This window comes from Streptomyces pristinaespiralis (assembly GCF_001278075.1).
GTDB lineage: Bacteria > Actinomycetota > Actinomycetes > Streptomycetales > Streptomycetaceae > Streptomyces > Streptomyces pristinaespiralis.
In genome coordinates, this window is the sequence record NZ_CP011340.1 from 8,324,877 (window position 1) to 8,350,235 (window position 25,359).

The 25,359-nt window shown below is 71.4% G+C and carries 22 protein-coding genes and 1 pseudogene; 14 read left to right on the plus strand and 9 right to left on the minus strand.

Annotation, left to right across the window (positions count from 1 at the left end; genetic code table 11):
* Positions 1-18 precede the first annotated feature (18 nt).
* The 4 genes from SPRI_RS35550 to ahcY are packed head-to-tail and all read left to right on the plus strand — an operon-like array spanning position 19 to position 6,782.
* The gene (locus tag SPRI_RS35550) at positions 19-1,002 is read left to right on the plus strand and encodes a carbohydrate kinase family protein (protein WP_037775626.1); all 984 of its coding nucleotides are present in this window, start codon (positions 19-21) and stop codon (positions 1,000-1,002) included.
* Complete coding sequence (gene metH, locus SPRI_RS35555) at positions 999-4,487, plus strand: methionine synthase (protein WP_005321881.1); 3,489 nt, start codon at positions 999-1,001, stop codon at positions 4,485-4,487. Before SPRI_RS35550 ends, metH begins: the two co-directional genes overlap by 4 nt.
* A complete protein-coding gene (gene metF / locus SPRI_RS35560) occupies positions 4,484-5,386 on the plus strand; it encodes a methylenetetrahydrofolate reductase [NAD(P)H] (RefSeq protein ID WP_005321882.1) in 903 nt (300 codons plus the stop codon). The genes metH and metF overlap by 4 nt, the downstream gene beginning before the upstream one ends.
* Positions 5,364-6,782: an adenosylhomocysteinase gene (ahcY, locus tag SPRI_RS35565; RefSeq protein ID WP_053556620.1), complete on the plus strand. Its 1,419-nt coding sequence runs from the start codon at positions 5,364-5,366 to the stop codon at positions 6,780-6,782. Before metF ends, ahcY begins: the two co-directional genes overlap by 23 nt.
* Positions 6,783-6,868: 86 nt before the next feature.
* Here the strand turns inward: ahcY and SPRI_RS35570 are convergent.
* Positions 6,869-7,798: pseudogene (locus SPRI_RS35570) on the minus strand (hypothetical protein); the annotation flags it as partial.
* Positions 7,799-8,043: 245 nt separating this feature from the next.
* On the opposite strand from SPRI_RS35570, the gene SPRI_RS35575 reads away from it, so the two are divergent.
* Positions 8,044-8,382 carry a hypothetical protein gene (locus SPRI_RS35575; protein WP_005321886.1) on the plus strand — a complete coding sequence of 113 codons (339 nt, stop codon included), beginning with the start codon at positions 8,044-8,046 and terminating at the stop codon, positions 8,380-8,382.
* A gap of 34 nt (positions 8,383-8,416) precedes the next feature.
* On the opposite strand, the gene SPRI_RS35580 is transcribed toward SPRI_RS35575, so the two are convergent.
* Positions 8,417-8,830, minus strand: a complete 414-nt coding sequence (locus SPRI_RS35580; RefSeq protein ID WP_005321888.1) for a PIN domain-containing protein — start codon at positions 8,828-8,830, stop codon at positions 8,417-8,419.
* Positions 8,827-9,090 (minus strand): hypothetical protein, encoded by a 264-nt coding sequence (locus SPRI_RS35585; protein WP_005321891.1) that lies wholly within the window; start codon positions 9,088-9,090, stop codon positions 8,827-8,829. The genes SPRI_RS35580 and SPRI_RS35585 overlap by 4 nt, the downstream gene beginning before the upstream one ends.
* A gap of 598 nt (positions 9,091-9,688) precedes the next feature.
* Here SPRI_RS35585 and SPRI_RS35590 point away from each other — a divergent pair.
* The 4 genes from SPRI_RS35590 to SPRI_RS35605 all read left to right on the plus strand — a co-directional run bounded on the left by SPRI_RS35590 (position 9,689) and on the right by SPRI_RS35605 (position 13,312).
* Positions 9,689-10,528 carry an NmrA family NAD(P)-binding protein gene (locus tag SPRI_RS35590; protein WP_005321894.1) on the plus strand — a complete coding sequence of 280 codons (840 nt, stop codon included), beginning with the start codon at positions 9,689-9,691 and terminating at the stop codon, positions 10,526-10,528.
* A 461-nt stretch (positions 10,529-10,989) separates the two neighbouring features.
* Positions 10,990-11,640: a hemerythrin domain-containing protein gene (locus SPRI_RS35595; RefSeq protein WP_005321896.1), complete on the plus strand. Its 651-nt coding sequence runs from the start codon at positions 10,990-10,992 to the stop codon at positions 11,638-11,640.
* Between the two features lie 55 nt (positions 11,641-11,695).
* Entirely contained in the window at positions 11,696-12,187 is a 492-nt protein-coding gene (locus tag SPRI_RS35600; RefSeq protein ID WP_005321899.1) for an anthrone oxygenase family protein, read from the plus strand.
* 129 nt (positions 12,188-12,316) lie between these two features.
* The gene (locus SPRI_RS35605; protein WP_053556618.1) at positions 12,317-13,312 is read left to right on the plus strand and encodes an AraC family transcriptional regulator; all 996 of its coding nucleotides are present in this window, start codon (positions 12,317-12,319) and stop codon (positions 13,310-13,312) included.
* Positions 13,313-13,430: 118 nt separating this feature from the next.
* On the opposite strand, the gene SPRI_RS35610 is transcribed toward SPRI_RS35605, so the two are convergent.
* Genes SPRI_RS35610 through SPRI_RS35630 form a run of 5 tightly spaced genes read right to left on the minus strand, consistent with a single transcriptional unit; the run spans position 13,431 to position 17,552 of the window.
* Positions 13,431-14,273, minus strand: coding sequence for an alpha/beta fold hydrolase (locus SPRI_RS35610; RefSeq protein WP_037775632.1), 843 nt, complete (start codon positions 14,271-14,273; stop codon positions 13,431-13,433).
* The gene (locus tag SPRI_RS35615; protein ID WP_234020476.1) at positions 14,270-14,758 is read right to left on the minus strand and encodes an SRPBCC family protein; all 489 of its coding nucleotides are present in this window, start codon (positions 14,756-14,758) and stop codon (positions 14,270-14,272) included. Before SPRI_RS35615 ends, SPRI_RS35610 begins: the two co-directional genes overlap by 4 nt.
* A gap of 47 nt (positions 14,759-14,805) precedes the next feature.
* Positions 14,806-16,299: an FAD-binding protein gene (locus SPRI_RS35620; RefSeq protein ID WP_005321906.1), complete on the minus strand. Its 1,494-nt coding sequence runs from the start codon at positions 16,297-16,299 to the stop codon at positions 14,806-14,808.
* Positions 16,296-17,282 (minus strand): 3-oxoacyl-ACP synthase III family protein, encoded by a 987-nt coding sequence (locus SPRI_RS35625; protein ID WP_005321909.1) that lies wholly within the window; start codon positions 17,280-17,282, stop codon positions 16,296-16,298. The genes SPRI_RS35620 and SPRI_RS35625 overlap by 4 nt, the downstream gene beginning before the upstream one ends.
* Positions 17,283-17,297: 15 nt before the next feature.
* Positions 17,298-17,552 (minus strand): hypothetical protein, encoded by a 255-nt coding sequence (locus SPRI_RS35630; RefSeq protein ID WP_005321911.1) that lies wholly within the window; start codon positions 17,550-17,552, stop codon positions 17,298-17,300.
* A 172-nt stretch (positions 17,553-17,724) separates the two neighbouring features.
* Here SPRI_RS35630 and SPRI_RS35635 point away from each other — a divergent pair, with 172 nt between their 5' ends.
* The 3 genes from SPRI_RS35635 (at position 17,725) to SPRI_RS35645 (ending at position 21,067) form a co-directional block, all read left to right on the plus strand.
* Entirely contained in the window at positions 17,725-18,603 is an 879-nt protein-coding gene (locus tag SPRI_RS35635) for a class I SAM-dependent methyltransferase (protein ID WP_037775637.1), read from the plus strand.
* A gap of 11 nt (positions 18,604-18,614) precedes the next feature.
* On the plus strand, positions 18,615-20,180 hold the full coding sequence (locus tag SPRI_RS35640; RefSeq protein ID WP_005321915.1) for a flavin-containing monooxygenase: 1,566 nt from the start codon (positions 18,615-18,617) through the stop codon (positions 20,178-20,180).
* A 131-nt stretch (positions 20,181-20,311) separates the two neighbouring features.
* The gene (locus tag SPRI_RS35645; RefSeq protein ID WP_053556617.1) at positions 20,312-21,067 is read left to right on the plus strand and encodes an SDR family NAD(P)-dependent oxidoreductase; all 756 of its coding nucleotides are present in this window, start codon (positions 20,312-20,314) and stop codon (positions 21,065-21,067) included.
* Positions 21,068-21,619: 552 nt separating this feature from the next.
* Here SPRI_RS35645 and SPRI_RS35650 read toward each other — a convergent pair.
* On the minus strand, positions 21,620-22,495 hold the full coding sequence (locus SPRI_RS35650; protein ID WP_053556616.1) for an AfsR/SARP family transcriptional regulator: 876 nt from the start codon (positions 22,493-22,495) through the stop codon (positions 21,620-21,622).
* Between the two features lie 352 nt (positions 22,496-22,847).
* Between SPRI_RS35650 and SPRI_RS35655 the strand changes: the two genes are divergently transcribed.
* Positions 22,848-24,065, plus strand: coding sequence for an aminotransferase class I/II-fold pyridoxal phosphate-dependent enzyme (locus SPRI_RS35655; protein WP_005321922.1), 1,218 nt, complete (start codon positions 22,848-22,850; stop codon positions 24,063-24,065).
* Positions 24,066-24,111: 46 nt separating this feature from the next.
* Positions 24,112-25,347 carry a beta-ketoacyl-[acyl-carrier-protein] synthase family protein gene (locus tag SPRI_RS35660; protein WP_005321924.1) on the plus strand — a complete coding sequence of 412 codons (1,236 nt, stop codon included), beginning with the start codon at positions 24,112-24,114 and terminating at the stop codon, positions 25,345-25,347.
* The last annotated feature ends 12 nt before the right edge of the window (positions 25,348-25,359 follow it).

The following is a 25,359-nucleotide window of genomic DNA, read 5'->3' on the forward strand; positions in this document are numbered from 1 at the left end:
CCTGTGAGGAGACCTGACGTGCGCATCGCTGTCACCGGTTCCATCGCCACCGACCATCTGATGGTCTTCCCCGGCCGGTTCGCGGATCAGCTGATCCCCGACCAGCTCGCTCATGTCTCGCTCTCCTTCCTGGTCGACGCACTCGAGGTGCGCCGGGGCGGAGTGGCGGCCAACGTCGCCTTCGGCCTCGGCGGCCTCGGCCTCACCCCCCAGCTGGTCGGCGCCGTGGGCAGCGACTTCGCCGAGTACGAGGTCTGGCTCAAGGAACACGGCGTCGACACCGGCCCCGTCCTGGTCTCCACCGAGCGGCAGACCGCCCGGTTCATGTGCATCACCGACCAGGACTCCAACCAGATCGCCTCCTTCTACGCGGGCGCCATGCAAGAGGCCCGCGACATCGACCTGTGGCACCTGACCACCGGCAGCGTCCGCCCCGACCTCGTCCTGGTCTGCCCGAACGACCCGGCGGCGATGCTGCGCCACACGGCGGAGTGCCGCGAACTGGGCCTGCCGTTCGCCGCCGACCCCTCCCAGCAGCTCGCCCGCCTGGAGGGCAGCGAGGTACGCGACCTCGTCGACGGCGCCCGCTGGCTTTTCACCAACGAGTACGAGGCCGCCCTGCTGCTGGAACGCACCGGCTGGGAACACGCCGACGTCCTCGCCAAGGTCGGCGCCTGGATCACCACCCTCGGCGCCGCCGGCGTCCGCATCGACCGGGCCGGCCACGAACCCCTGACCGTCCCCGCCGTCCCCGACGCGCCCGCCACCGACCCCACCGGAGTCGGCGACGCCTTCCGGGCCGGGTTCCTCGCCGGCACCGCCCGCGGCCTGGACCTCACCGGCGCCGCCCGCCTGGGCTGCGTCCTTGCCGCCGAGGCCCTCGGCGCGGTCGGCTCGCAGTCCTACCGCACCGACCGGACCCGCCTGCTGGCCACCGCGGAACGCGCCTACGGCTTTGACGCCGCCCGTCTGCTCGTCTCAGGACTGGGGGACCAGCTGTGACCGGCACCCGTATCGACGCCCTGCGCGAAGCGCTCGCCACCCGGGTCGTGGTGGCCGACGGCGCGATGGGCACCATGCTCCAGGCGCAGGATCCGACGCTGGAGGACTTCGAGAACCTCGAGGGCTGCAACGAGGTCCTCAATGTCACCCGCCCCGACATCGTCCGCTCCGTCCACGAGGCGTACTTCGACGTCGGCGTCGACTGCGTGGAGACCAACACCTTCGGCGCCAACCACGCCGCACTGGGGGAGTACGACATCCCCGAGCGGGTCCACGAACTGTCCCAGGCGGGCGCCCGGATCGCCCGCGAGGTCGCCGACGCCTACACGGCCTCCACCGGGCAGCAGCGGTGGGTGCTGGGCTCGATGGGCCCCGGCACCAAGCTCCCCACCCTCGGCCACGCCCCCTACACCCTGCTGCGCGACGCCTACCAGGCGAACGCCGAGGGCCTCATCGCCGGCGGCGCGGACGCGCTGCTGGTGGAGACGACGCAGGACCTGCTGCAGACCAAGGCCGCGATCATCGGCGCCCGCCGCGCCATGGACGCCACCGGCAGCCGCCCGCCGCTGATCTGCTCGGTGACGGTCGAGACCACCGGCACCATGCTGCTCGGCTCCGAGATCGGCGCGGCGCTCACCGCGCTCGAACCGCTCGGCATCGACATGATCGGCCTCAACTGCGCCACCGGCCCGGCCGAGATGAGCGAGCACCTGCGCCATCTCGCCCGCCACTCCCGTATCCCGCTGTCCTGCATGCCCAACGCCGGACTGCCCGTCCTCGGCAAGGACGGCGCCCACTACCCCCTGACCCCCGCCGAACTCGCCGACGCGCAGGAGCAGTTCGTCGCCGACTACGGTCTGTCCCTGGTCGGCGGCTGCTGCGGCACCACCCCGGAGCACCTGCGCCGCATCGTCGAACGCGTCCGTGACCTGACCCCACCGGCCCGCGAACCGCGGCCCGATCCGGGTGCCGCCTCCCTCTATCAGGCGGTGCCGTTCCGTCAGGACACCGCGTACATGGCGATCGGCGAGCGGACGAACGCCAACGGGTCGAAGAAGTTCCGCGAGGCGATGCTCGAGGGCCGCTGGGACGACTGCGTGGAGATGGCGCGCGACCAGATCCGCGAGGGCGCCCACATGCTCGACCTGTGCGTCGACTACGTGGGCCGCGACGGCGTCGCCGACATGGCCGAGCTGGCCGGACGCTTCGCCACCGCCTCCACCCTGCCGATCGTGCTGGACTCCACCGAACTCCCGGTCCTTCAGGCGGGGTTGGAAAAGCTCGGTGGCCGTGCGGTCATCAACTCGGTCAACTACGAGGACGGCGACGGCCCGGAGTCGCGTTTCGCGAAGGTCACCGCGCTCGCGAAGGAGCACGGCGCCGCGCTGATCGCGCTGACGATCGACGAGGAGGGCCAGGCCCGCTCGGTGGAGCACAAGGTCGCCGTCGCCGAGCGGCTGATCGAGGACCTGACCGGCAACTGGGGCATCCACGAGTCGGACATCCTCATCGACACCCTGACCTTCACCATCTGCACCGGGCAGGAGGAGTCCCGCAAGGACGGCCTCAACACCATCGAAGCCATCCGGGAACTCAAGCGCCGCCACCCCGACGTGCAGACCACGCTGGGCCTGTCGAACATCTCCTTCGGCCTCAACCCGGCCGCCCGCGTCCTGCTCAACTCCGTCTTCCTCGACGAGTGCGTCAACGCGGGCCTCGACTCGGCGATCGTCCACGCCTCCAAGATCCTGCCCATCGCCCGGTTCGACGAGGAGCAGGTCACGGTCGCCCGCGACCTCATCCACGACCGCCGCGCCGAGGGTTACGACCCCCTGCAGAAGCTCATGGAGCTCTTCGAGGGCGTCTCCACCACGTCCCTGAAGGCCGGCAAGGCCGAGGAACTGGCGGCCCTGCCGCTGGAGGAGCGCCTGCAGCGCCGCATCATCGACGGGGAGAAGAACGGCCTGGAAGCCGACCTCGACGAGGCGCTGAAGGACACGCCTGCCCTCGCCATCGTCAACGACACCCTCCTGGCGGGCATGAAGGTCGTCGGCGAACTGTTCGGCTCCGGGCAGATGCAGCTGCCGTTCGTGCTGCAGTCCGCCGAGGTCATGAAGATCGCCGTCGCTCATCTCGAGCCGCACATGGAGAAGACGGACGCCGACGGCAAGGGCACCATCGTGCTGGCGACCGTCCGCGGCGACGTCCACGACATCGGCAAGAACCTCGTGGACATCATCCTGTCCAACAACGGCTACAACGTGGTCAACCTGGGCATCAAGCAGCCCGTCTCCGCGATCCTCGACGCGGCCAAGGAACACAAGGCCGATGTCATCGGCATGTCCGGCCTCCTGGTCAAGTCCACGGTGATCATGAAGGAGAACCTCCAGGAGCTCAACCAGCGGGGCATGGCCGCCGACTACCCCGTCATCCTCGGCGGCGCCGCCCTCACCCGCGCCTACGTCGAACAGGACCTCCACGAGATCTACGACGGCGAAGTCCGCTACGCCCGTGACGCGTTCGAGGGCCTGCGCCTGATGGACGCCCTCATCGGCATCAAACGCGGCGTCCCCGGCGCCGCCCTGCCCGAACTCAAACAGCGCCGCGTCAAGGCCACCCCGGCCGTCGTCGACGAACGCCCCCCGGAGCAGCCCACCCGCTCCGACGTCGCAGACGACAACCCCGTCCCCACACCGCCGTTCTGGGGCAGCCGCGTCGTCAAGGGCATCCCGCTGAAGGACTACGCCTCCTGGCTCGACGAGAGCGCCCTGTTCAAGGGCCAGTGGGGACTGAAGGCCGCCCGCGGCACCGGCCCCACCTACGAGGAGCTGGTGGAGTCCGAGGGCCGGCCGCGGCTGCGCGGCCTGCTGGACCGGCTGCAGACCGACAACCTGCTCGAAGCGGCCGTCGTCCACGGCTACTTCCCCTGCGTCTCCAAGGGCGACGACCTGATCATCCTCGGCGACGACGGCTCAGAGCGGACCCGCTTCACCTTCCCCCGCCAGAGCCGCGGCCGGCACCTGTGCCTGGCCGACTTCTTCCGCCCCGAGGAATCCGGCGAGACGGACGTCGTCGCCCTCCAGGTCGTCACCGTCGGCTCCCGGATCGGCGAGGAGACCGCCAAGCTGTTCGAGGCCAACTCCTACCGCGACTACCTCGAACTGCACGGCCTGTCCGTCCAGCTCGCCGAGGCGCTCGCCGAGTACTGGCACGCACGGGTGCGCGCCGAACTGTCGATCGCCGCCGCCGACCCCACCGGCCTCGACGGCATGCTCCGCACCGAGTACCAGGGCTGCCGCTACTCGCTCGGCTACCCCGCCTGCCCCGACCTCGAGGACCGTGCCAAGATCGCCGCCCTGCTCGAACCGGAACGCATCGGCGTCCAGCTCTCCGAGGAGTTCCAGCTCCACCCCGAGCAGTCCACCGACGCGATCGTCGTCCACCACCCCGAGGCGAGCTACTTCAACGCCGGAGGAAGAGCATGAGCACCCTGCGCGAGATCCTCGCCGCGCCGGGACCCTCGTTCTCCTTCGAGTTCTTCCCCCCGAAGACCGCCCAGGGCGAACGCACCCTGTGGAACGCGATCCGCCGTATCGAGCCGCTGGCACCGGCGTTCGTGTCCGTCACCTACGGCGCCGGCGGCTCCTCACGCGACCGCACCGTCGCCGTCACCAAACGCATCGCCGCCGAGACCACCCTGCGTCCCGTCGCCCACCTGACCGCCGTCGGCCACTCGGTCGCCGAACTGCGCCACATCATCGGCCAGTACGCGGACGCCGGCGTGCACGACGTGCTCGCCCTGCGCGGCGACCCGCCCGGCGACCCGAACGCGCCCTGGACCGCCCACCCCGACGGCTTCACCCACGCCCACGAACTCGTCTCCCTGGTACGCCGGTCGGGCGACTTCAGCGTGGGCGTCGCCGCCTTCCCCGAGCGCCACCCCCGCTCGGCCGACTGGGACGACGACATCCGCCACTTCGTCGCCAAATGCAAGGCCGGCGCCGACTACGCGATCACCCAGATGTTCTTCCACGCCGAGGACTACCTGCGGCTGCGCGACAAGGTCGCCGCCGCGGGCTGCGACACCCCGATCATCCCGGAGATCATGCCCGCCACCGACGTGAAGCAGATCGCCCGCTTCGCCCAGCTGTCCGGCGCCACCTTCCCCGCCCACCTCGCGGGCCGCCTCGAGGCGGCCCGCGACAACCCGGCCGAAGGCCACCGCATCGGCGTCGAGTACGCCACCGCGATGGCCGACCGGCTGCTGGCGGAAGGCGCCCCGGGACTGCACTACATCACCCTCAACCGCTCCACCGCGACGCTCGAGATCCACCAGAACATCCAGAACTCAAGGAGTGCACATGCCCTCGCAGCCGGCCGCTGATTTCACGGATTTCAAGGTCGCGGACCTTTCCCTGGCCGAATTCGGCCGCAAGGAGATCACTCTCGCCGAGCACGAGATGCCCGGCCTGATGTCGATCCGCAAGGAGTACGCCGAGGCCCAGCCGCTCGCCGGCGCGCGCATCACCGGCTCCCTGCACATGACCGTGCAGACCGCGGTCCTCATCGAGACGCTGGTCGCGCTCGGCGCCGAGGTCCGCTGGGTGTCCTGCAACATCTTCTCCACCCAGGACCACGCCGCCGCCGCGATCGCCGCCGCCGGCATCCCCGTCTTCGCCTGGAAGGGCGAGACGCTGGAGGAGTACTGGTGGTGCACCGAGCAGGCCCTGACCTGGCCCGGCCACGCGGGCCCCAACATGATCCTCGACGACGGCGGCGACGCGACCCTCCTGGTCCACAAGGGCGTCGAGTTCACCAAGGCCGGCGCCGTCCCCGACCCCTCCACCGCCGACAACGACGAATACCGCGTCATCCTCGAACTCCTGCACCGCTCCACCCTCGACTGGCCCGCTCTCGCCGCCGAGATCCGCGGTGTGACGGAGGAGACCACCACCGGTGTGCACCGTCTCTACGAGATGCACCGCGACGGCGCACTCCTCTTCCCCGCGATCAATGTGAACGACGCGGTCACCAAGTCGAAGTTCGACAACAAGTACGGTTGCCGGCACTCGTTGATCGACGGCATCAACCGGGCCACCGACGTCCTGATCGGCGGCAAGACGGCGGTCGTGTGCGGTTACGGCGACGTGGGCAAGGGCTGTGCGGAGTCGCTGCGCGGCCAGGGCGCCCGGGTGATCATCACCGAGATCGACCCGATCTGCGCGCTGCAGGCGGCGATGGACGGCTACCAGGTGACCACGCTGGACGAGGTGGTGGAGAGCGCGGACATCTTCATCACCACGACCGGTAACAAGGACATCATCATGGCCTCGGACATGGCCCGGATGAAGCACCAGGCGATCGTGGGCAACATCGGGCACTTCGACAACGAGATCGACATGGCCGGTCTGGCGCAGCTGCCGGGTGTGGTGAAGGACGAGGTCAAGCCGCAGGTCCACACCTGGACGTTCCCCGACGGCAAGGTCCTGATCGTGCTGTCCGAGGGGCGTCTGCTGAACCTGGGCAACGCGACCGGTCACCCCTCCTTCGTGATGTCCAACTCGTTCGCGGACCAGACCCTGGCGCAGATCGAGCTGTTCACGAAGCCGCAGGAGTACCCGACCGACGTCTACGTGCTGCCCAAGCACCTGGACGAGAAGGTCGCCCGGCTCCACCTGGACGCCCTCGGGGTCAAGCTGACCACCCTGCGCCCGGAGCAGGCCGCCTACATCGGCGTCGAGGTCGAGGGTCCGTACAAGCCGGACCACTACCGCTACTGACGCCTGTCGGCACCCGCGAAGGAGGGCTCGCACCGACGCGGGCCCTCCTTCGCGGCCTGCTGCTTGTCGAAAAGCTGTTTCACTGCCACGCCGATCACGCCGTGGGCGAGGGCGGCTTCGAGCGGAACGGCCTGGGCGGCCGGGATCTGCCAGGAGGCGGTGACGTACCAGCGGCCGCGTCCGGTGTCGTGGTGGATGCGGTAGGCCACCGCCCGGTGCGCGACCACCCGGTCCGCCCACTCGGAGCCCCGGTGCGCGAAGGAGACCTTTATGGCGAGTGCGTACCGTCCGTGCGCGGCGTTCGCCAGATACGCCAGCGGGGCCGGGAGCTTGATGCTGACGTCGCCTTCGGGGGTGATGCGGATCGTCTCGTTGCCGAACCTTTTCCCCGACTCACCATCCGCCTGGAGGAACCAGCGCTCGGCCTCCCACCGCCGGCGCCACTGGGCTGCGGTCAGCCCCGCATCGGCAAGGTGATGCCGGGTACGGGTCAGACGTCGGCCGCCGCGCACCACACGCACGACACCGGCCGCACGGTCGGCTCGTGCCCGCTCGAGCCGGTCCTCCAGCACCCGCAGGCGCCGGGTTTTGTGGAACCACTCGTGCGCGGAGCGGTAGCCGCCCGGGACCCGCCGGGTGCCTTTCTGTCCGACCGGCAGCGACAGCCGGTGAGCGATCGTCCTGATCCCGGCTTCGAGGCCCTGGATGTGCGCGGCCTGCCCGCGCCGGGCGAGCGCCCACTGATCGTGCGTGGCCTTCGTGATCGACCCCGCCCACCTCGACGACGACACCCCCGTCAACTCCCGCTTCCGGGCCGCCCACGACTCGGCTGAGTGCTCCAGCCCGTCAGCGCAGCGGGCCTTCAAGTCCCGCGAGGCGAGCGACCCGAGATGCGCACCCACCAGCCGCAACACCTCCTCGTCCCCGGCTGTCAGGCCCTTGAGCCGCGTACGCACTGCCACACCCGAAGGTCCGGTGACCACGAACGGCGCCGCCACCTCCCGCAGACCGCCCACCGTGCTCACCACCCCTCCTGTCCTGGACCACACACAACCGCCACCGCCCCAACGACCACCATCCGCAAAGGTCACCCATTCGACACACGAACCCCCGTCCACCCCGCGAGCCCTCACACACCACAGCCCACAACAACTCACCCCTACACGCCAGCACTCACTCATGCACGGTCACGCAGCAGCAGTTCACAACCCTCGCGGCCGCCGACCGCCCCTGTCGGAAGCACGAGGCGGTCCGCCACGCGTTGAAGTCGGAGCTGCTGTGGGCCGACCTCCAGCCCACCGACTCCGAGATTGTCGACGTCAGCTGCACCGTGGGCGACGGCCTGTTCGTCTACGAGGTTTTGGGCGCCGGCCGCTCCACGTACACAGACCTCCGCTCGGGCGCCACCCGCCTCCTCGAGATCAACCACACCCTGCCTTCGCCGGCCACCCGCCTCTACCTGGTCCTGTGTGAACCGCCCGCCGAGGACTGGTCGGCCGACACCGTCCGTGACATCTTCGGCGTCCACGTCCTGTGGCGCTCTCCAGGCAGCTGGGGCGGCGACGAAACGGAGATCGCCCTCGGCCGCGGCCAGGCATGACCTCTCCGTGCCGGCAGCCCCTCGGCGGTTGCAGTCAGACTTTGACGACGGTGACGCGTCCGGCGCACAGCGTGGCGAGGTCCTCGGGATCGGAAGTGAGGACAGTGACGGGGCCGGGCGCGGCCAGCGCGGTGGCGCTGAGCATGGCGTCGATGGCGTACTTGTGGCCGTGGAGACCGGCGTCGGCGAGGAGCGTGGCAGCATGCCGTGCGATCGACTCGCTGACCGGCTCCACGACGAGGCGGGAGAGTGTCCACTCCAGAGCCGGGCGGTTGATCCGAGGGTGGACCACTTCCACGAGCGTGGCCGCCGACGTGATGACCCGCAGGTCGTCGGCGCGGGCCAAAGCGAGCCAGCCGGTCACTGTGCGGTCGCGCAGGACAGCCTTGGCCAGTCCTTCGCTGTCGAGGACCAGAGTGCCGCCAGGGGTGGCGGGGGAGCGGGTCACGCGGCGTTCGCTCCACCCTGTCGCTGCTCACTGCGAGCCTGCTGGAGCTGGTCGCGGAGCGCCTGGATCTCCTCGTCCGTGACCGGGCCGTGCTCGGCTTCGGCGACCTGGATGAGTTCGTTCAGGTTGTCTCGCTCGATCTGGCGGGCGACGGCTGAGGCCACGTAGGCGGACAGGCCGGAAGGACCGCCGCGGGCCTTGGCGGCTTCGGCGATGTCGCGCGGCATGGTGATCGAGTACTTGCCGGTAGGCTCATTCATGCTGCTGATCCTACCTCTTATCCTCCCTGGTGTGGGAGGTGCTCGAGTGACGCGGTACGCCTACTGCCTGCAGTACGGGCGGTCCGGCACCCGTCCCCGGCCCGCCGGACCGCCGAGTGGAAGATCACCGGACCCGGCCGGACAGCGAGTGCGGCAGACAGGCCGCAGGGCGTTGACGACCGGCTCGGTGCGGAGGCCGTCGGCGCCGGCGCAGCCGACGACACGGAGGCGGTGCCGTTGACAGCGGCCAGGTGGAGCCGGCCCTCCCCGGAGTGATGCGGACATCCGAAGCAGAAGAACTACCCAGCGAACTTCGCGAGTTGGGCGCCGGAGGCGCGGAGAAGGCGCCGGGCACCGAAGTACGGCCCGCCGGCGCGGCCCGTCGCGCCCGCCTCGGACGGCCGACAGCCTCCGCCCCGCCCTCGAGACCCCGCCTCGACACGCTCGAGAACGGGCCCCGGGTGGTGGCCTCGGACAGGGCCCGATGCCTAGCCTGACCGGGCCGCACACCGCGCCCCGCTCCTCCTGAGACGCACGCTTATGGGGTTGAGCGTTTGGGCTATGGCTCGTCTCACCGCACTGGAGTTGACTCATCACCATGACGAACACACAGAACACGCAGACGACCGGAACCAGGACGACGCTCGTGATCGGCGGCACCGGCAAGACCGGCCGCAGGGTCGCGGAGCGGCTCACCGCACGAGGCCTTCCGGTGCGCGTCGGGTCACGCTCCGGCGAGCCGCGCTTCGTGTGGGAGGACTCCTCCACGTGGGAGGCCGCGCTCGAGGGCGTCGGCGCCGTCTACGTCACCTACTACCCCGACCTCGCCTTCCCCGGCGCCGACGAGCACATCGCCGCCTTCTCCAAGCTCGCCGTCGCCAAGGGCGCCACCCGCCTGGTGCTGCTCTCCGGCCGCGGCGAGGAGGGCGCCGTGATCGGCGAGAACAAGCTCAAGGAGTCCGGCGCCGACTGGACGATCGTGCGCTCCAGCTTCTTCAACCAGAACTTCGACGAGAGCTTCTTCCTCGAGCCCGTCCTGGCCGGCGAGATCGCCCTGCCCACCGGCGACGCGGTCGAGGCGTTCGTCGACGCCGACGACATCGCCGACGTCGTCGTCGCCGCCCTCACCGACCCGGCGCACATCGGCAAGACCTACGAGCTGTCCGGCCCGCGCCTGCTGAGCTTCCGCGACGTCGCCGACGAGCTCACCAAGGCCACCGGCCGCCAGATCCAGTACATCCCCATCACCAAGGACGAATACCGGGCCGCCCTGGTCGAGCACGGCCTGCCGGCCGACTTCGCCGAGCTGTTCGAGAACGTCCTCGACGGCCGCAACGCCCACCTGGTGCACGGCGTCGAGGAGGCCCTCGGCCGCAAGCCGAAGGACTTCGCCGACTACGCCAGGGAAGCCGCCGCCTCCGGCGTCTGGAACGTCTGACCCGGAGCCCCTGCCCCGGTGCCGCGACCGCGGACCGACGGACGCACCCGCGGCCGCGGCACCGGACCAGCCCGAGACACAGCCACCGTTCCTCTGGACTGAGCAGGAGTGATCTGCTCAGTCGCACGCCCCGAACGGTCTTGGGCGCACTGGTCCCCGGCGTACTCGACCCCGGGACGGCTCCACGCATCGGGTGCGCGGTCCGGGCCCGGGAGGCCGGTTCCCTGCGCGACCTGACCAGCTGGGTACGGCCAGAGGTGACGGGGAGGCCCTGAACCATCGCTCCGGTGGAGCAGGGGCCCCGCTCACCGGCACCGCACCCGGCGTCCCAGATCGCACGATCACGCTCACCCGGACAGCCCACGACGCCGCACGCCACGAAGCCGACCATCACACGAACGAGCTGAGTCGACCTCATACACGCTCAGCGGCAAACAGCTCCAACCCCCGAGGAGGCGGCCATGAGCACCCCCATGTCGAGCGAACGCCTCGACACCCTGCCCGGCCACTTCCACGGCTTCGCCCTGATGCACATCGCCATGCGCCGCGACGCGAACCGCCTGAGTGCCGCCGCACCCCGGCTCACCGCCCGCGGCCTGGCACCCGCCGCCACCTGGTGGCAGCGCCTGCGCGACGTCATCGACTGGCACCACCGCAGCGAGGACACCTTCCTGTGGCCCGAACTGCTCCGCAAACTCCCGCAGTTCCGGCCCCAGGCCGAACAACTCGCCGGCGACCACACCGAACTCGACCGGGCCATGGACCAGGTCACCGCCGCCCTCACCACCGCGGCCGGCCCGGCCGGCCTGAGCGGCGCCGCGGCGCACTTCGGCCAGGTCCTGAGCGACCACCTCGCCGACGAGGAGAAGACCGTCTTCCCCCTCTTCGCGCAACTGCCCGCCCGCGAGTACCTCGCCCTGGAACAGCGCCTGGTGCGCACCGCACCGCCCGGCGTCCTGACCTACCTGCCGCCGTGGATGTTCGACGGCGCCGACCGGCGCTCCGTCGACCTCGTCGCCGCCACCATGCCGCCCCCCGTGCGGCTGCTCGGCCGCACCGTCCTGCGCCGCCGCTACGAACGCGGCCTCGGCGCCGTCCTCGACCCCCGCTGACCCGCGCACCCCGCCCGGGACCACCCCCGCCCCGCCCGCCGGAAGGAAGCCCCTGATGTCCACGGCCGCCCAGCCCGCGCTCCACGCCGCCACCATCGCCATGGGCCTGAGCGCCGGCCTGTACTTCTCCTTCGACGTCTCCGTCCTGCCCGGCCTCGACCGCGGCGACGACCACACCTACGTGGCCGCCATGCAGAACATCAACGAAGCCATCGAGAACGGGCTGTTCGGACTTGTCTTCTTCGGCGCCTTCCTCGCCACCGGCATCGCCGGCGCCCGCCTGACCCGCATCGGACAGCGCACCGCCGCCCGCTGGACCTGGGCCGCGCTCGCCCTCTACACCGCCGCCGTGGTCCTCACCATGCGCATCAACGTCCCCCTCAACAAGCGCCTCGCCGCCGGCGGCCTGCCCGAGGCGGCGGGCGAACTCGCCGCCCTGCGGGACACGTTCAAGAAGACCTGGGCGCCCTCCAACGCCGCCCGCACCCTCGCCTGCACCGCCGCCCTGCTCTGCCTCGGCCGTGCACTGTCGACGCTGCGCCACTGACACCGGCGCACGCGCCCCCGAAAAGCTGCGCCCGTCCTGCCGGACGTCCCCCGCACGGCAGGGCGGGCGCGACCCCTTCCGTCCCCAGAGGCCTCCCACGCCTCGCTCCCAGCCGATGGGTTGACACACGTGGATGCTCTCACCGGCCTGCTCGAAGGCCCCAAGGCCCGCGGCGCGTTCCTGATCAAATCGGTCTTCAGCCCGCCGTGGGCGCTGCGCGTCGAGGACCGTGCCCCCATCTCCCTGGTCACCATGGTCCGCGGCGACGCCTGGGTCCTGCCCGACCGCTCCACGCCCGCGCTGCTGCGGCCCGGCGACGTCGCCGTGCTGCGCGGCCCCGACCCGTACACCATCGCCGACGAGCAGGGCACCGGCGTGCAGATCGTCGTCGGCCCCGAACAGCGCTGCAACACCACCGAGGGCGAGGACGTCACCGACACCATGGCGCTCGGGGTGCGCACCTGGGGCGACACACTCGGCCAGGGATCGTCCGTGATGCTCAGCGGCACCTACCAGGCGCCCAGCGAAATCGGCCGCCGGCTGCTGAACGCGCTGCCCGCCCTGCTGGTGCGGCCCGCCGGCGCCGAGGACAACGCGCTCGTCGCCCTCCTCGCCGACGAGATAGGCCGCGACGAACCCGGCCAGGAACTCGTCCTGGACCGGCTGCTGGACCTGCTCTTCGTCAGCGTGCTGCGCGCCTGGCTCGCCGCACCGGGCGCCGGCGCCCCCGCCTGGTACCGGGCCCAGTCGGACCCCACGGTCGGCCCCGCGCTGCGCCTGCTCCACGACAACCCGGGCCAGCCCTGGACGGTGGAACTGCTCGCCCGCAAGGTCGGCGTCTCCCGCGCGGGCCTGGCCCGCCGCTTCACCACCGTGGTGGGGGAGCCGCCGATGTCCTACCTGGCCACCTGGCGGCTCACCCTCGCCGCCGACCTGCTGCGCGAACCGGACGCCACGGTGGCAGGCGTCGCCCACCGCGTCGGCTACAGCAGCGCGTTCGCGCTGAGCTCGGCGTTCAAACGGGTACGGGGCATGAGCCCGCAGGAGTACCGCACCAGCCGCGCCGGCGAACAGGAGATGCCCACAGGCACCCCCGCCCAGACCGTCGTCCTGGGCACCGGCTGACCCGCCGCGCCTCCCGCCCCCGGGGCGGCCGGGGGAGGGGTGCAGACAGCGGCGCGGGCGCCGGCCCGCCGGAATCCTCCGGCGGCCCGGCGCCCGCGCGCCCGGTACGACGTCCCGCTCAACCCGGCCGGCCGGCCACCTCGCCCACCGCCCGCACGACCGCGTCGGGGGCCTCCAGCGGCAGCATGTGACCGGCGCCCTCGATCTCCTCGAACCGGGCGCCCGGCAGGGCCTTCGCCACCGCCCGGCCCAGTGCCGGGGCGATGACCTTGTCGGCGCTGCCGGCCAGCACCACCGCCGGGACACGGACCCGGGCCAGCTCCTCGCGCAGGTCCATGCCCCGCGAGGAGGCGAACGCCTCGGCCCGCACCTGCGGCGAAGCGGCCGCGAACATCTGCCGGTTGACCTCCCCGGCACGGGCGTCGGCCCGCTTGCCGAGCATGTTCTGCCCCAGCAGCAGACGGCCCAGCGCGGGCCGGCCCACCGCCCACGAGAACAGGGCGCTGCCCATCATCTTCACTTCGCTGTCGGGCGTGTCCTGGTCGTGCGCGGCGGTGCCCAGCAGCACCAGAGCGCCCAGCCGGGCCGCGGGCGAGACGGCGTACGCCATCGCCGCGAACCCGCCGCCCGAGTGCCCCACGACGATCGTGTCGCCGGGCGCCCCGACATGCTCCAGGACCGCGCCCAGATCCGCTCCCAGCCGGGGGACCGAGAACGGCTCCCGGCCGGACGTGGAGGCGCCGTGACCGCGCAGGTCGTACAGCACGACCCGGTGCCCCTCGCGGATCAGCCGGTCCGCGACCGTGCCCCACACCCGCCGGGCCGCGGCCCAGCCGTGCGCGAGGACCACCGTGCGGCCCGACGGCGCGCCCAGCGGGGCGAGGACGCTCACCGCCAGGCGGGCGCCGTCGTCGGTGACGAGCGCGCTCTCCGTGGCGGGCGGCGCCGTCGTCGTCGTCATCGCGCCGCCTCCTTCTCCCTCGCCGCCAGCACGCCGTTCAGGGCGGTGAACGCGGCGCTGGTGGCCTTGGAGTGCTCCGCGCCGATGTCGGCGACCTTGGCGAGCACCTTCAGCCAGCCGTGCGGACGGCCCCGGAAGTGCATGCCGAGCCGGGTGCGGCGCCCGCCGTCCAGCGGTTCGAGCAGGAAGTCGCTCGGCCCGCGGAAGACCCCCTCGACGTACTCGACCGACAGTCGCCTGCCCGTCTCGACAGCCGTCGTGCGGGAGGTGAACCGCAGCTTCGGACCGCCCTTGTCGACGCCCTTGGTGTGGACCGTCACCTTGACCTCGCCGCCCACCTCGTCCGGTGAACCGGACGTGGCGGCGAAGGTGTTGGCCGGCACCCACCATTGCGCGCCGCCGCGGAACTCGGCGAGCAGCGCGTCCCAGACGACGTCCGGCGGAGCGTCGAGGACCGCCTCGTCGATCAGGTCGTAACCTGTCATGCCACCTTCTCCTGTCGGTGTGCGGGTCAGGGGTCCGCGGCCGGACGTCAGCCGAAGAAGCCCTGACCGGGGGTGAGGATGTTCGCCGGGTCGTAGCGCCGCTTGGCCCGGCACAACTCCTCCCAGCGGTAGCCGAAGTGCGTCCTCCAGTCGGCCTGGGTCATCCGGGGGATCGCGCCGACCAGGTACCGCTTGGCACCCAGCGCCACGGCCTTGTCGTACAGGCGGCGGTTCTGCTCGAGCATCTGCGAGATGTTCGGGTCGCCCGGGTCGGGGAACCGCAGCAGGTCGAAGAGGTAGCCGACGGACTCGTTCGGCTGCACCGCCAGCGGCCGGGTGATCTTGCCGGTGTAGTACGGGTAGAACAGCAGGAACCCGCCGCCCAGGTCGCCGACGGTCAGCTCCTGCTCCACCATCTGCATGAACGCCTTGGTCTTGGACGCCGGCAGGAACAGGCTCAGCCACGGCTTGGGCTGGTACCAGTGGCCGGTCTCCTTCAGGTAGACCTCGTAGCCGTCGAGCCGGAACATGTAGTCCCGGTAGGCGACGTCCTCGATGACCGCCTGGGCCCGGTTGTCGCGCAGTCCGGCCAGCAGGGCCGCCCGGTCGGGGACGGCGGTGCCGGAGTAGTTGGCGGCGACCTCCATCTTGTAGCGCCAGCCGGTGTCGTCGGCGCGGCGCAGCATCTCGCCGGCCTGGATGTGGAACCGGTTCTCCGCCATGACCTTCTCGCCGTCGGCGAGGTAGGTGGCCAGGTCGTCGTAGAAGAGGCTGAAGACGACCGACCGCTGGGGTGCGGGGGCGAGCTTCACCTTGGCCCGCAGGATGATCGCCGTCTGCCCGCCGCCGGAGAGGATCGAGTGGAACAGGTCCGGCCGCGCGGACGCGGAGACGGTGACGAGCTCACCGGTGCCGGTGACGACATCCATGGAGTGGACGGTGTCGGCCAGCAGGCCGAACTTCTGCACCGTGCCGCCGATGCCGCCGATGGAGACGGTGCCGCCGATGGACAGGTGCAGGTAGTCGGGCAGCGCCGGCGGTGTCTTGCCGACCTTCAGCGCGGCGTCTGTCAGCTGTCCCCAGGTGACACCGGCCTCGACGACCGCGTTGGTCGAGTTGATGCTGAGGATCTTCGACATGGCGCGGGCGTCGATGGATATGCCGCCCTGCGGCACGGCCGCCTGGCCGTACACGGAGTGCGACTCCATGTCGTCGCCGGTGCCGCCCTGCCCGTTGACGGCGATCTTCAGCTTGTTGGTCCGGGCGTAGTTGACCATTTTGACGATGTCCTGGTCGGAACCAGGACGCAGGACCGCCCACGGCGCGGACGGCTTCAGCCGCCCGAAGTCCTGGCGGAATCTGTCCAGGTCGGTAGCCGACGTGGTCAGCGTCCCGTCCAGGGCGGGCACTTGCCGGACGTCGATCCGGTGGCCGGCGTCGACCTCGGCGGCCGTCGCCCACGACTGGTTGGCGACGCTCCAGCCGACCACCGTTGCGGCGATGCCGCCCAGTACCTTGCGCCGCGAGAGTGCGTTGTTCATTTCTGTCCTCCGACCCATTCCAGCAGGACCGATCCCCAGGTCATGCCCGCGCCGAAGCCGGCCAGCAGGACCAGGTCGCCGTCGTTGATGCGGCCTTCGTCGAGTGCCTCGGTCAGGGCGATCGGGATCGACGCGGACGCGGTGTTCCCGTACTTGTGCAGATTGGTGACCAGGGCCTCGGGCCGCAGGCCCGTGTGGCTGAGGATCGAGTTGATGATCCGGATGTTCGCCTGGTGCGGGATGACGTGGCGGACGTCGGCCGCCTCGACCTTGGCGCTGGTCAGCGTCTCCCGCACCGTGCGGACGGTGTAGCGCACGGCGTTGAGGTAGATCTCGTTGCCGTTGATCTGTGCGTAGTGCAGCCCCTGGCGGACGGTCTCCTCCGTGGTCGGCATCCGGCTGCCGCCGGCCAGGACCTTGAGGCTGCCGGCGCAGCTGCCGTCGGCGCCCAGGTTCCAGCCCAGCACCGGGTCCGACGGGGCCGGCCGGAGCACCACCGCGCCCGCGCCGTCGCCGACGAGGATCGACAGGTCCCGGTCGGCGGGGTTGGCGGTGAGGGTGTGGGTGTCGGAGCCGATCAGCAGGATCGGCCGCGGGTCGATCTTGATGAGGGCCATGGCCTGGACGAGGCCGTAGACGAAGCCCGCGCACTCGGAGTTGACGTCGTGCGCGCTGCCGGCGATGCCCAGTTCGTGGTGGACGAACGCGGACGTCGCCGGCGACGGCTGCTCGGGGGTGGCGGTGGCGACGATCAGATGGGCGATGTCGCCGCCGCTCAGCCCCGCCTTGTCCAATGCGCGCCGGCCGGCCTCGACAGCGAGGGAGGCGGTCGTCTGGCCGGGCCCGACGGCCCGCCGTTCGTGGATCCCGCACCGGCTGACGATCCAGTTCTCGTCGACGCCGAAGCGCTGCGCGAGCTCCGTGCTGGAGACCACGCGTTCGGGTACGGCCATGCCCCACCCGGTGATGTCGAAGCCGTTCACAGGACTCTCCCCTGATCAGGCCTGGGCGGGCACGAGCTGGACGATCCGGTCGTGGACGACGCGCAGCGTGGTGGTGTCGTCGATGTCGGCGAACAGCGACTCGTCGGCCGGGATGTGCGGGTACTGGTTCTGGAACCCGTACAACCACTCCATCAGGTCCAGCGAGTCGACGTCGGCGATGTGCTGGAGCGGCTGGTCCGGGTCGACCTTCTGGGCGCCGGAGACGGCCTCGAGCTGGCTCGCCAGTTCTTCGACGGTGGGCAGCGACATGGGGTTCGGTCCTCTCTCGCAAGGCTTGGGGTGTTACGCCTAGGAATCGAACCGGCAGCCGCGCAAGCGGGGCGCAACAGCGCCGGCCCGGCGCCGTCTTGCACATCTGTTGCGAGCACTTCGCTTTCCTCGACCCCGACAGCCGCGCACCCCGACAGGAGTTGAGGAAGAGATGACGACGGTCGCTGACAGGTCGGTCCCCGAGGTCGACGCGATCAGGCACCACTACGAGGTGAGCAACGACTTCTACCGCCTCCTGCTGGGGCCGACGATGATGTACTCGGGCGGCTACTGGGAGGAGGGCGAGGGCCTCACCGAGGCGCTCGACGAGGCCCAGGAGCGCAAGCTCGACCGGTTCGTCGAGCTCGCCGGCGCCGCCGGCAGCCGGCGGGTGCTGGACGTGGGCTGCGGCTGGGGCACCATGCTCAACCGGCTCACCACCGTCCACGGCGTCGAGCAGGCCGTCGGCCTGACGCTGAGCCGCACCCAGGAGGCGTTCATCGCCGGCCTGGACAACCCCCGCATCACCACCCGCGTCGAGTCGTGGGAGGACCACACCACCGACGACCCCTACGACGCGGCGTTCTGCATCAACGCGCTGGAGCACTTCGTGTCCTCCACGCTCCCGCCGCGCGAGCGGACCAAGAAGTACCGGGTGTTCTTCAACAAGGTCGGCGCGGCCCTCAAGCCGGGCGGCCGCTTCGTGCTGCACACCATGACCGCGGAGGCGCTGCCGATGAACCGGCAGCTGCTGGACGACCTGAAGTTCCTCCAGCGCTCCGAGTTCGAGAACTGCCACATCCCGCACCTGCACGAGCTCACCCAGGCCGCTGAGGGCCTGTTCGACGTGGTCGAGATCGTCAACGAGCGCGAGTCGTTCGCCGTCGCCTGCCGCGCCTGGCTGGAGCTGCTGGCCGCCCGCCGGGACGAGGCCGTCGCCCTGGAGGGCGAGGAGGTCGTGGCCCGCTTCGAGCGCTACCTCGACATCTTCGCGTACACCCTCGAGGACAAGTTCTTCAACAACTTCCGCGTCACCATCGCGCGCCGCTAGAGGAGGCCCACGTGACGAGCATTCTGGAACCCGCGCGCAGCGACGGGAGTCCTTCGCCCGGCGGGCGGGCGACGGGCGGCGGCCCCACCCGGCATCTGCGCGTCGCGGTCATCGGCAGCGGCTTCTCCGGCCTCGGCATGGCGGTGCGCCTGCTGCAGAAGGGCATCGACGACTTCCTCGTCTTCGAGCGGGCCTACGAGGTCGGCGGCACCTGGCGGGACAACTCCTACCCGGGCGCGGCGTGCGACGTGATGTCGCACCTGTACTCGTTCTCCTTCGCGCAGAACCCGGGCTGGAAGTCCACGTTCGGCAAGCAGGCGGAGCTGTACGAGTACCTGCGCGACGTCGCCGACCGGTTCGGGGTACGCCCCTACATCCGCTTCGGACACGAACTGCTCGCCGCCCGCTGGGACGAGACCGCCCGCCGCTGGCACGTGAGCACCTCCCAGGGTGACTACACCGCCCAGGTGCTGGTGTCGGGCACCGGCTATCTCTCCGAGCCGGCCGTGCCCGCCATCGCCGGCCTGGAGGACTTCGAGGGGACCGTGTTCCACTCCTCGCGCTGGAACCACGGGCACGACCTCACGGGCCGCAACGTCGCCGTCATCGGCACGGGCGCCTCCGCGATCCAGTTCGTGCCGAAGATCCAGCCGGAGGTGGGGCGGCTGGACCTGTACCAGCGCACCCCCGCGTGGATCGGGCCGAAGAACGACAAGCCGACCAGCGCGCTGCAGTCGAAGCTGCTGCACAACGTCCCCGGCTACCAGCGCTTCCGCCGCAACTTCAACATGTGGGGCCGTGAGGTCCTGGCGTTCGTGATGAAGCGGCCCAAGGTCGCGGGCAAGATGCAGAAGATGGCCAGCGACCATCTGGCGAAGTCCGTCGCGGACGAGGAGCTGCGGGCGAAGCTGACGCCCGACTACGTGATGGCGTGCAAGCGCCTGCTGTTCTCCAACACGTGGTACCCGGCGATCCAGCAGCCCAACGTGGACCTGGTCACCGACGGCATCGACCATGTGCGGGCCAAGTCGATCGTCTCCCGCGACGGCACCGAGCGGGAGGTCGACACGATCATCCTCGGCACCGGCTTCAAGGCCACCGACCGGCCCGTCGCCGGCCGGATCACGGGCCGCGAGGGCCGGCTGCTGCGGGACGTGTGGAGCGAGGGCGGCATGGCCGCGCACCGCGGCACCACGGTCGCCGGGTTCCCGAACCTCTTCCTGCTGCTGGGCCCCAACACCACGCTGGGGCACTCCTCGCAGGTGGTGATGATCGAGGCGCAGATCGGCTACGTCATCGACGCGCTGGGGCACATGGACAAGCGCGGCCTGGCCAGTGTCGAGGTCCGCGCCGAGGCCCAGCAGCAGTGGAACGAGCAGCTGCAGGGCCGGCTCGAGGGCACCGTGTGGAACGCCGGGAACTGCAAGAGCTGGTACCTGGACGAGCACGGCCGCAACCCGTCGATCTGGCCCACCTACACGTGGCGGTTCCGCCGCGCGACGCGCCGTTTCGACCTGGGCGAGTACCAGCTCGCCACCACCGTCAACGCCGGCCGTCCGGCGCTGGACCACGCCTGACGCCACGCGGCCGGCCGGCCCGCGGGCCCGTCCCGCGCGGCGGCCGGCCCTGACGGCGGATCACTTTTCCCTGCCCTGCCCGGCAGGAGTCGGTTCCGCCGTGAAGGGCGGAGTATCCACGGAGGTATGCGATGAGTAAGGGCCCACAGACCGGAAACCGCCCCGAGCAGCCGGTGGCCCTGGTCACCGGCGCCTCGGGAGGCCTCGGCCAGGCCCTGGCCCTCGAACTGGACGCGCTGGGCTGCCGGGTCGCCGTCCACTACAACAGCTCGAAGGACGCGGCCCGCGCCGTGCAGGACAAACTCACGAACGACTCGGTCCTCGTCAGCGGCGACGTCGGCGACTACGCCGCCGTCACCGCGCTGTACCAGGAGATCGGCGAACGCCTCGGCCCCGTCGACGTCCTCGTCAACAACGGCGCGATCCGCAAGGACGCGCTGATGGCGATGCAGAACCCGGACGACTGGGCCCAGGTCATCCGGACCAACCTGATCGGCTCGTTCCACACCGCCCGCGTCGCCGTTCCGCACATGCTGCGCCAGAGATGGGGCCGCGTCATCAACGTGGTCTCGCCGTCGGGCCTGATCGCGACCGCGGGACAGACGGCGTACTCCGCCTCCAAGGCGGGCCTGATCGGCTTCACCCGCACGCTGGCCGCCGAGTGCGGCCGGCGCGGGGTGACCGTCAACGCCCTCTCCCCGGGCTTCATGATCACCGGCATGACCAAGGACCTCCCCGACCGCGTCGTCGAGGGCATGGAGGACAAGGCCCCCATCCCGCGCTTCGTGACCGTGGAGGAGGTGGCCCGCAGCGCGTCCCTGTTCCTCGACCAGGACTGCATGACGGGCCAGGTGATCAGCATCGACAGCGGCGTCTCCATCACCTGACCACCCCCCGCTGCCCGGCGGCCCGCCGCCCCCCTTCGACCGGGGGGCCGCGGGCCGCTTCCACGTCTCCGCGTGCCCGCGCCGACCCGCCCCCCACGGGCCCGGCCCCGCCCCGCCGCCCGCACTGCGGTGCGCCGCGCATGCCGACGCCGGGTGGCCCGGCACCTGGACGGCGCCGGGCCCGCCCGGCCAGGGACCCGCCACGTCGGCGCCCGCCGCCCGGGCGGGGGCTCGGCCGCCGGTACGGGGGAGTGGAACCGCCGCCACCGGGCCGCGTACCCGGCGGCGTTGTCCCTGGGCCCCAGGGCGGGCCGACGGCTCGAACGGGTCCAGCGCGTCGGCCGTCATCTGCCCGGCGGGGCCCGGCGGACGATGCGGCGAGCTCACCCCCCGGCCTGGGGCCGATTCCACGTCTGCTCGGTCACGGCGGCCGGCGCGGACCGCCGGCTCGCGGGCGGCGAGCCCCCGCCGCCCGCGCTGCGGTGCGCGCGCATGCCGACGCCGGGCGGGCCGGCACCTGGAGGGTGCCGGGCCGCCCGGCGTCGGGGTGGATCAGCGTGCCGGCAGCGGCGCCACCGCGGGCGGTGGTGTCAGTGCCTCGAACGCTCCCATCAGCAGCGGGTCCAGCGCGTCCGCCGTCATCCGCCCCGCAGGGGCCCGCCGGCGCGGGCCGGCGGGTTCGGCGCGCAGGAGCTCCAGATAGGCGGCCTGTGTCTCGGCCGCCGGGTCGATGCCCAGCTCGTCCGCGAGGACCTCCCGCAGCTGCTGGTAGGCGCGCAGCGCGTCCGCCCGGTTGCCCGCTGCGGCGTGCGCCGTCATCCGGCAGCGGTGCGCGCTCTCGCGGAACGGCGCGCGCCGTACCGCCTCGTCGGCGTAGCGCACCGCGTGGTGCTCCGCGCCCAGCGCCGACGAGGACAGGCTCGCCAGCTCCAGTGACATCAGGCGCAGTTCGTCGACCCGCTCACGAACGGCGTTGACCCACTCGCCTTCGTGCGCCGGCAGGAACGAGCCGCGCAGGTTGGACACGGCGCCCGCCGCGAGCTGGTGCGCCACCGCGTGGGCACCGTCCGCGAAGGCCGTCCTCGCTTCCGTCATCGCGGCTTCCGCCGCCTCCAGGTCGACCGCCGCGTCGTCCGGCAGCCGCAGGACGTACCGCCCGCTCTGGGCGATCAGTGGTGTCCCGCCCGGTTTCTGCAGCGGGCCGGTGACATAGGCGCGGACCCGGCTCACCACACTGCGCAGCGCGGACGCCCAGGTGTCGGGCAGTCCTTCCGGCCACACGGTGTCCGCGAGCTGGTCGCGGCTGGTTCCCGACGTTCGCTCCAGTATCAGTCGAGCGAAGGCCACTTGTGCCTGCGCGCTCGACAGGTGCTGGGGCGCCGTCCCGTCGTGTTCGATGGTGACAAGACCTACGAGTCTGATCAGCAACGCTGAGTCCCCCAAGACTTCGGCTGCACGCGGTCATCACACGTGCGGGGGCGCGATTCAGGAAAGGGAGGCCGCGAATTCGCGCCCCGGCTTCGCAGCCAGATCTCTGTTCGTACTCACTTTCCCGTGGATTCGACCGTACCGGCCAATTGTCGCCACATTCAACCGTGGCCAAAAACATACCGGGGGGAATAACTGGGAATCAGCGCCTCCGGTATTCGTTTCGAAGGTCGACTTCCCACGCCACAGCGGTAATTGCGCTGTCGAAATCCGTGTTGCGCCCGCCTTGCGGCCCGGCGCATAGAAAGGACGGCGCGCCTGGACCAACCGAGAAGTGGATGAGGAGACGCACGTGAACGCATCTGGAGGATGGGAACGCCTCGAGCCGAAGCTGGCGGCAACACAGCGCCGCGTCCAGGCACTCGAATGGGAACCCGACCGCCGCAACAGCTTCGTCGCATACACCGTCGAACGCGACAGCGCCTACGCCGACCTCGACGGCCGCCGGCTGCTCATGATGTCCGGCTACAGCTACCTCGGCCTGGCCGGCGACGAACGTGTCGTCGCCGCCGCCAAGGCCGCCGTCGACCTCTACGGCACCGGCAACCACGGCGTGCGCGCCCTGGCCGGATCCATACCCCTGCACGAGGAACTCGAGGCGGAGGTCGCCCGGTTCGCGGACCGCGAGGCGTCCATGGTCTTCGGCTCCGGCTACGCCGCCAACACCGGCACCGTCGGCGGCCTCGTCGGCCCCGGCGACACCGTCTTCATCGACAAGTACGACCACGCCTCCATCGTCGACGGCTGCCGCCTGTCGGGCGCCACCGTCACCCGCTTCCGCCACAACGACGTCGACCACCTCGAGCGCCGGCTGCGCGCCGCGAGCCCCGACGGCGTACGCCTCGTCATCGTCGACAGCGTCTACTCCATGGACGGCGACATCGCCCCCCTGCCCGAACTGCGCAAGGTCTGCGACGAGCACAACGCCCTCCTCATGGTCGACGAGGCCCACGCCCTCGGTGTCATCGGCGCCACCGGCCGCGGCATCGAGGAGCACTTCGACTGGCAGGCCCGGGTCGACGTCAAACTCGGCACCCTCTCCAAGGCCATCCCCTCCATGGGCGGCTGGGTCGCCGGCCCCGCCGAACTCATCGGCCACCTGCGCTACGCCGCACGCCCCTTCCTGTTCTCCGCCGCCCTCGGACCCGCCCAGGCCGCCGCCGCCCTCGAGTCGCTGCGCATCCTGCAGCGCGAACCCGAACGCGTCGCCCACATCCAGCACCAGTCCGCCCGCCTGCGGAAGATCATCAACGCCGAGGGGCTGCGCACCCAGGACAGCGAGACCGCCGTGCTGCCGCTCATCGCCGGCTCCGACGACGCCGCCTACGACCTGGCCACCACCTGCCGCAAGAACGGCGTCATCGGCCTGCCCGTGGTCACCCCCGCCGTCCCCAACGACCTCGCCCGCCTGCGGATCGCGGTCACCGCCCGCCACACCGAGGCCGACATCGACTTCGCGGCCCAGGCGTTCCTCACCTCCGCCCGCGAGTGCGGCATCCTCCCGGCCTGACCCGGCCGGCCCGTACACCCAGGGAAACAGGAACGGGAAACCAACCATGGCAACCTCCACCCCACCCCCGGTCGTGATCACCGGCATCGGCGTGGTCACACCGGCGGGCTGCACCCCGGACGCACTGTGGGCCGCGCTGCGCGCCGGCCGCTCCACCGCCGCCCGCCTCACCCACCTCGACCTCGACCGCCACCGGGTACGGATCGGCTGCCGCGTCAGCGGACTCGACGACGTCGGCCTCGTCGGCGCCAAGGACGCCCGACGGATGGACCCGTTCGCCCTGTACGGAACCACCGCCGCCCTCGCCGCCCACCGCGACGCGGGCGCCCCCGCCCCCGACCCGCACCGCACCGCCGTCGTGGTGGGCAACGCGGTCGGCGGCCGGGCCACCAGCGACCTGGAGTCCGCCCACTTCTCCGAACACGGCCCGCACCGCGTCAACCCGCTGATGCCGCTGATGACGATGCCCAACGCGGCCGCCGCCCAGATCGCCATGCGCCTTTCCTGGACCGGCCCCGCCACCACCATCGCCACCACCTGCGCCAGCGGCGCCGACGCGATCGGCCAGGCCCGGCTGCTGCTGCAGACCCACCGCGCCGACGTGGTCATCGCCGGCGGCTGCGAGTCCACCCTCACCCCCGTCACCCTCGCCGGGTTCGGCAACCTCAACGCCGTGTCCCTGCGCAACGACGAACCCGAGCAGGCCAGCCGCCCCTTCGACGCGGACCGCGACGGCTTCGTGATGGGGGAGGGCGCCGGCTTCGTCGTCCTCGAACGCGCCGACGACGCCCGCGCCAGAGGCGCCCGCCCCTACGCCGAGGTCGCCGGCTACGGCGCCACCTGCGACGCCCACCACCTGTCGATGCCGCTGCCCGACGGCTCCGGCGCCGCCGGCGCCATGACCGCCGCCCTCGCCGACGCCGGCCTCACCCCCGCGGACATCGCCCACATCAACGCCCACGGCACCTCCACACCCCACAACGACCGGGCCGAAGCGGCCGCCCTGGCCAAGGTGTTCGGCACCGGCTGCCCGCCGGTCACCGCACCCAAGGGCGTCCTCGGCCACCTGATCGGCGCCGCCGGCGCCGTCGAGGCCGTCGCCGCCGTCCTCGCCATGCGCGAACGCGAGGTACCGCCCACCGCCAACCACCACCGCCTGGAGCCAGGAATGGACATCGACGTGGTCCACCACCGCCCCCGAACCATCGCCTCCGGGCCCGCCCTGTCGAACTCGTTCGGCTTCGGCGGCCACAACGCCGCCCTGGTGGTGGCGCCGGTTTGACTTCTCCCCTCC

Excerpts from the sequence above, each read along its gene's own strand:
- metF (WP_005321882.1), top strand. The coding sequence starts at position 4,484 with ATGAGCACCCTGCGCGAGATCCTCGCCGCGCCGGGACCCTCGTTCTCC.
- ahcY (WP_053556620.1), top strand. The coding sequence starts at position 5,364 with ATGCCCTCGCAGCCGGCCGCTGATTTCACGGATTTCAAGGTCGCGGAC.
- SPRI_RS35585 (WP_005321891.1), bottom strand. The coding sequence starts at position 9,090 with ATGAATGAGCCTACCGGCAAGTACTCGATCACCATGCCGCGCGACATC.
- SPRI_RS35590 (WP_005321894.1), top strand. The coding sequence starts at position 9,689 with ATGACGAACACACAGAACACGCAGACGACCGGAACCAGGACGACGCTC.
- SPRI_RS35595 (WP_005321896.1), top strand. The coding sequence starts at position 10,990 with ATGAGCACCCCCATGTCGAGCGAACGCCTCGACACCCTGCCCGGCCAC.
- SPRI_RS35600 (WP_005321899.1), top strand. The coding sequence starts at position 11,696 with ATGTCCACGGCCGCCCAGCCCGCGCTCCACGCCGCCACCATCGCCATG.
- SPRI_RS35610 (WP_037775632.1), bottom strand. The coding sequence starts at position 14,273 with ATGACGACGACGACGGCGCCGCCCGCCACGGAGAGCGCGCTCGTCACC.
- SPRI_RS35615 (WP_234020476.1), bottom strand. The coding sequence starts at position 14,758 with ATGACAGGTTACGACCTGATCGACGAGGCGGTCCTCGACGCTCCGCCG.
- SPRI_RS35620 (WP_005321906.1), bottom strand. The coding sequence starts at position 16,299 with ATGAACAACGCACTCTCGCGGCGCAAGGTACTGGGCGGCATCGCCGCA.
- SPRI_RS35630 (WP_005321911.1), bottom strand. The coding sequence starts at position 17,552 with ATGTCGCTGCCCACCGTCGAAGAACTGGCGAGCCAGCTCGAGGCCGTC.
- SPRI_RS35635 (WP_037775637.1), top strand. The coding sequence starts at position 17,725 with ATGACGACGGTCGCTGACAGGTCGGTCCCCGAGGTCGACGCGATCAGG.
- SPRI_RS35645 (WP_053556617.1), top strand. The coding sequence starts at position 20,312 with ATGAGTAAGGGCCCACAGACCGGAAACCGCCCCGAGCAGCCGGTGGCC.
- SPRI_RS35660 (WP_005321924.1), top strand. The coding sequence starts at position 24,112 with ATGGCAACCTCCACCCCACCCCCGGTCGTGATCACCGGCATCGGCGTG.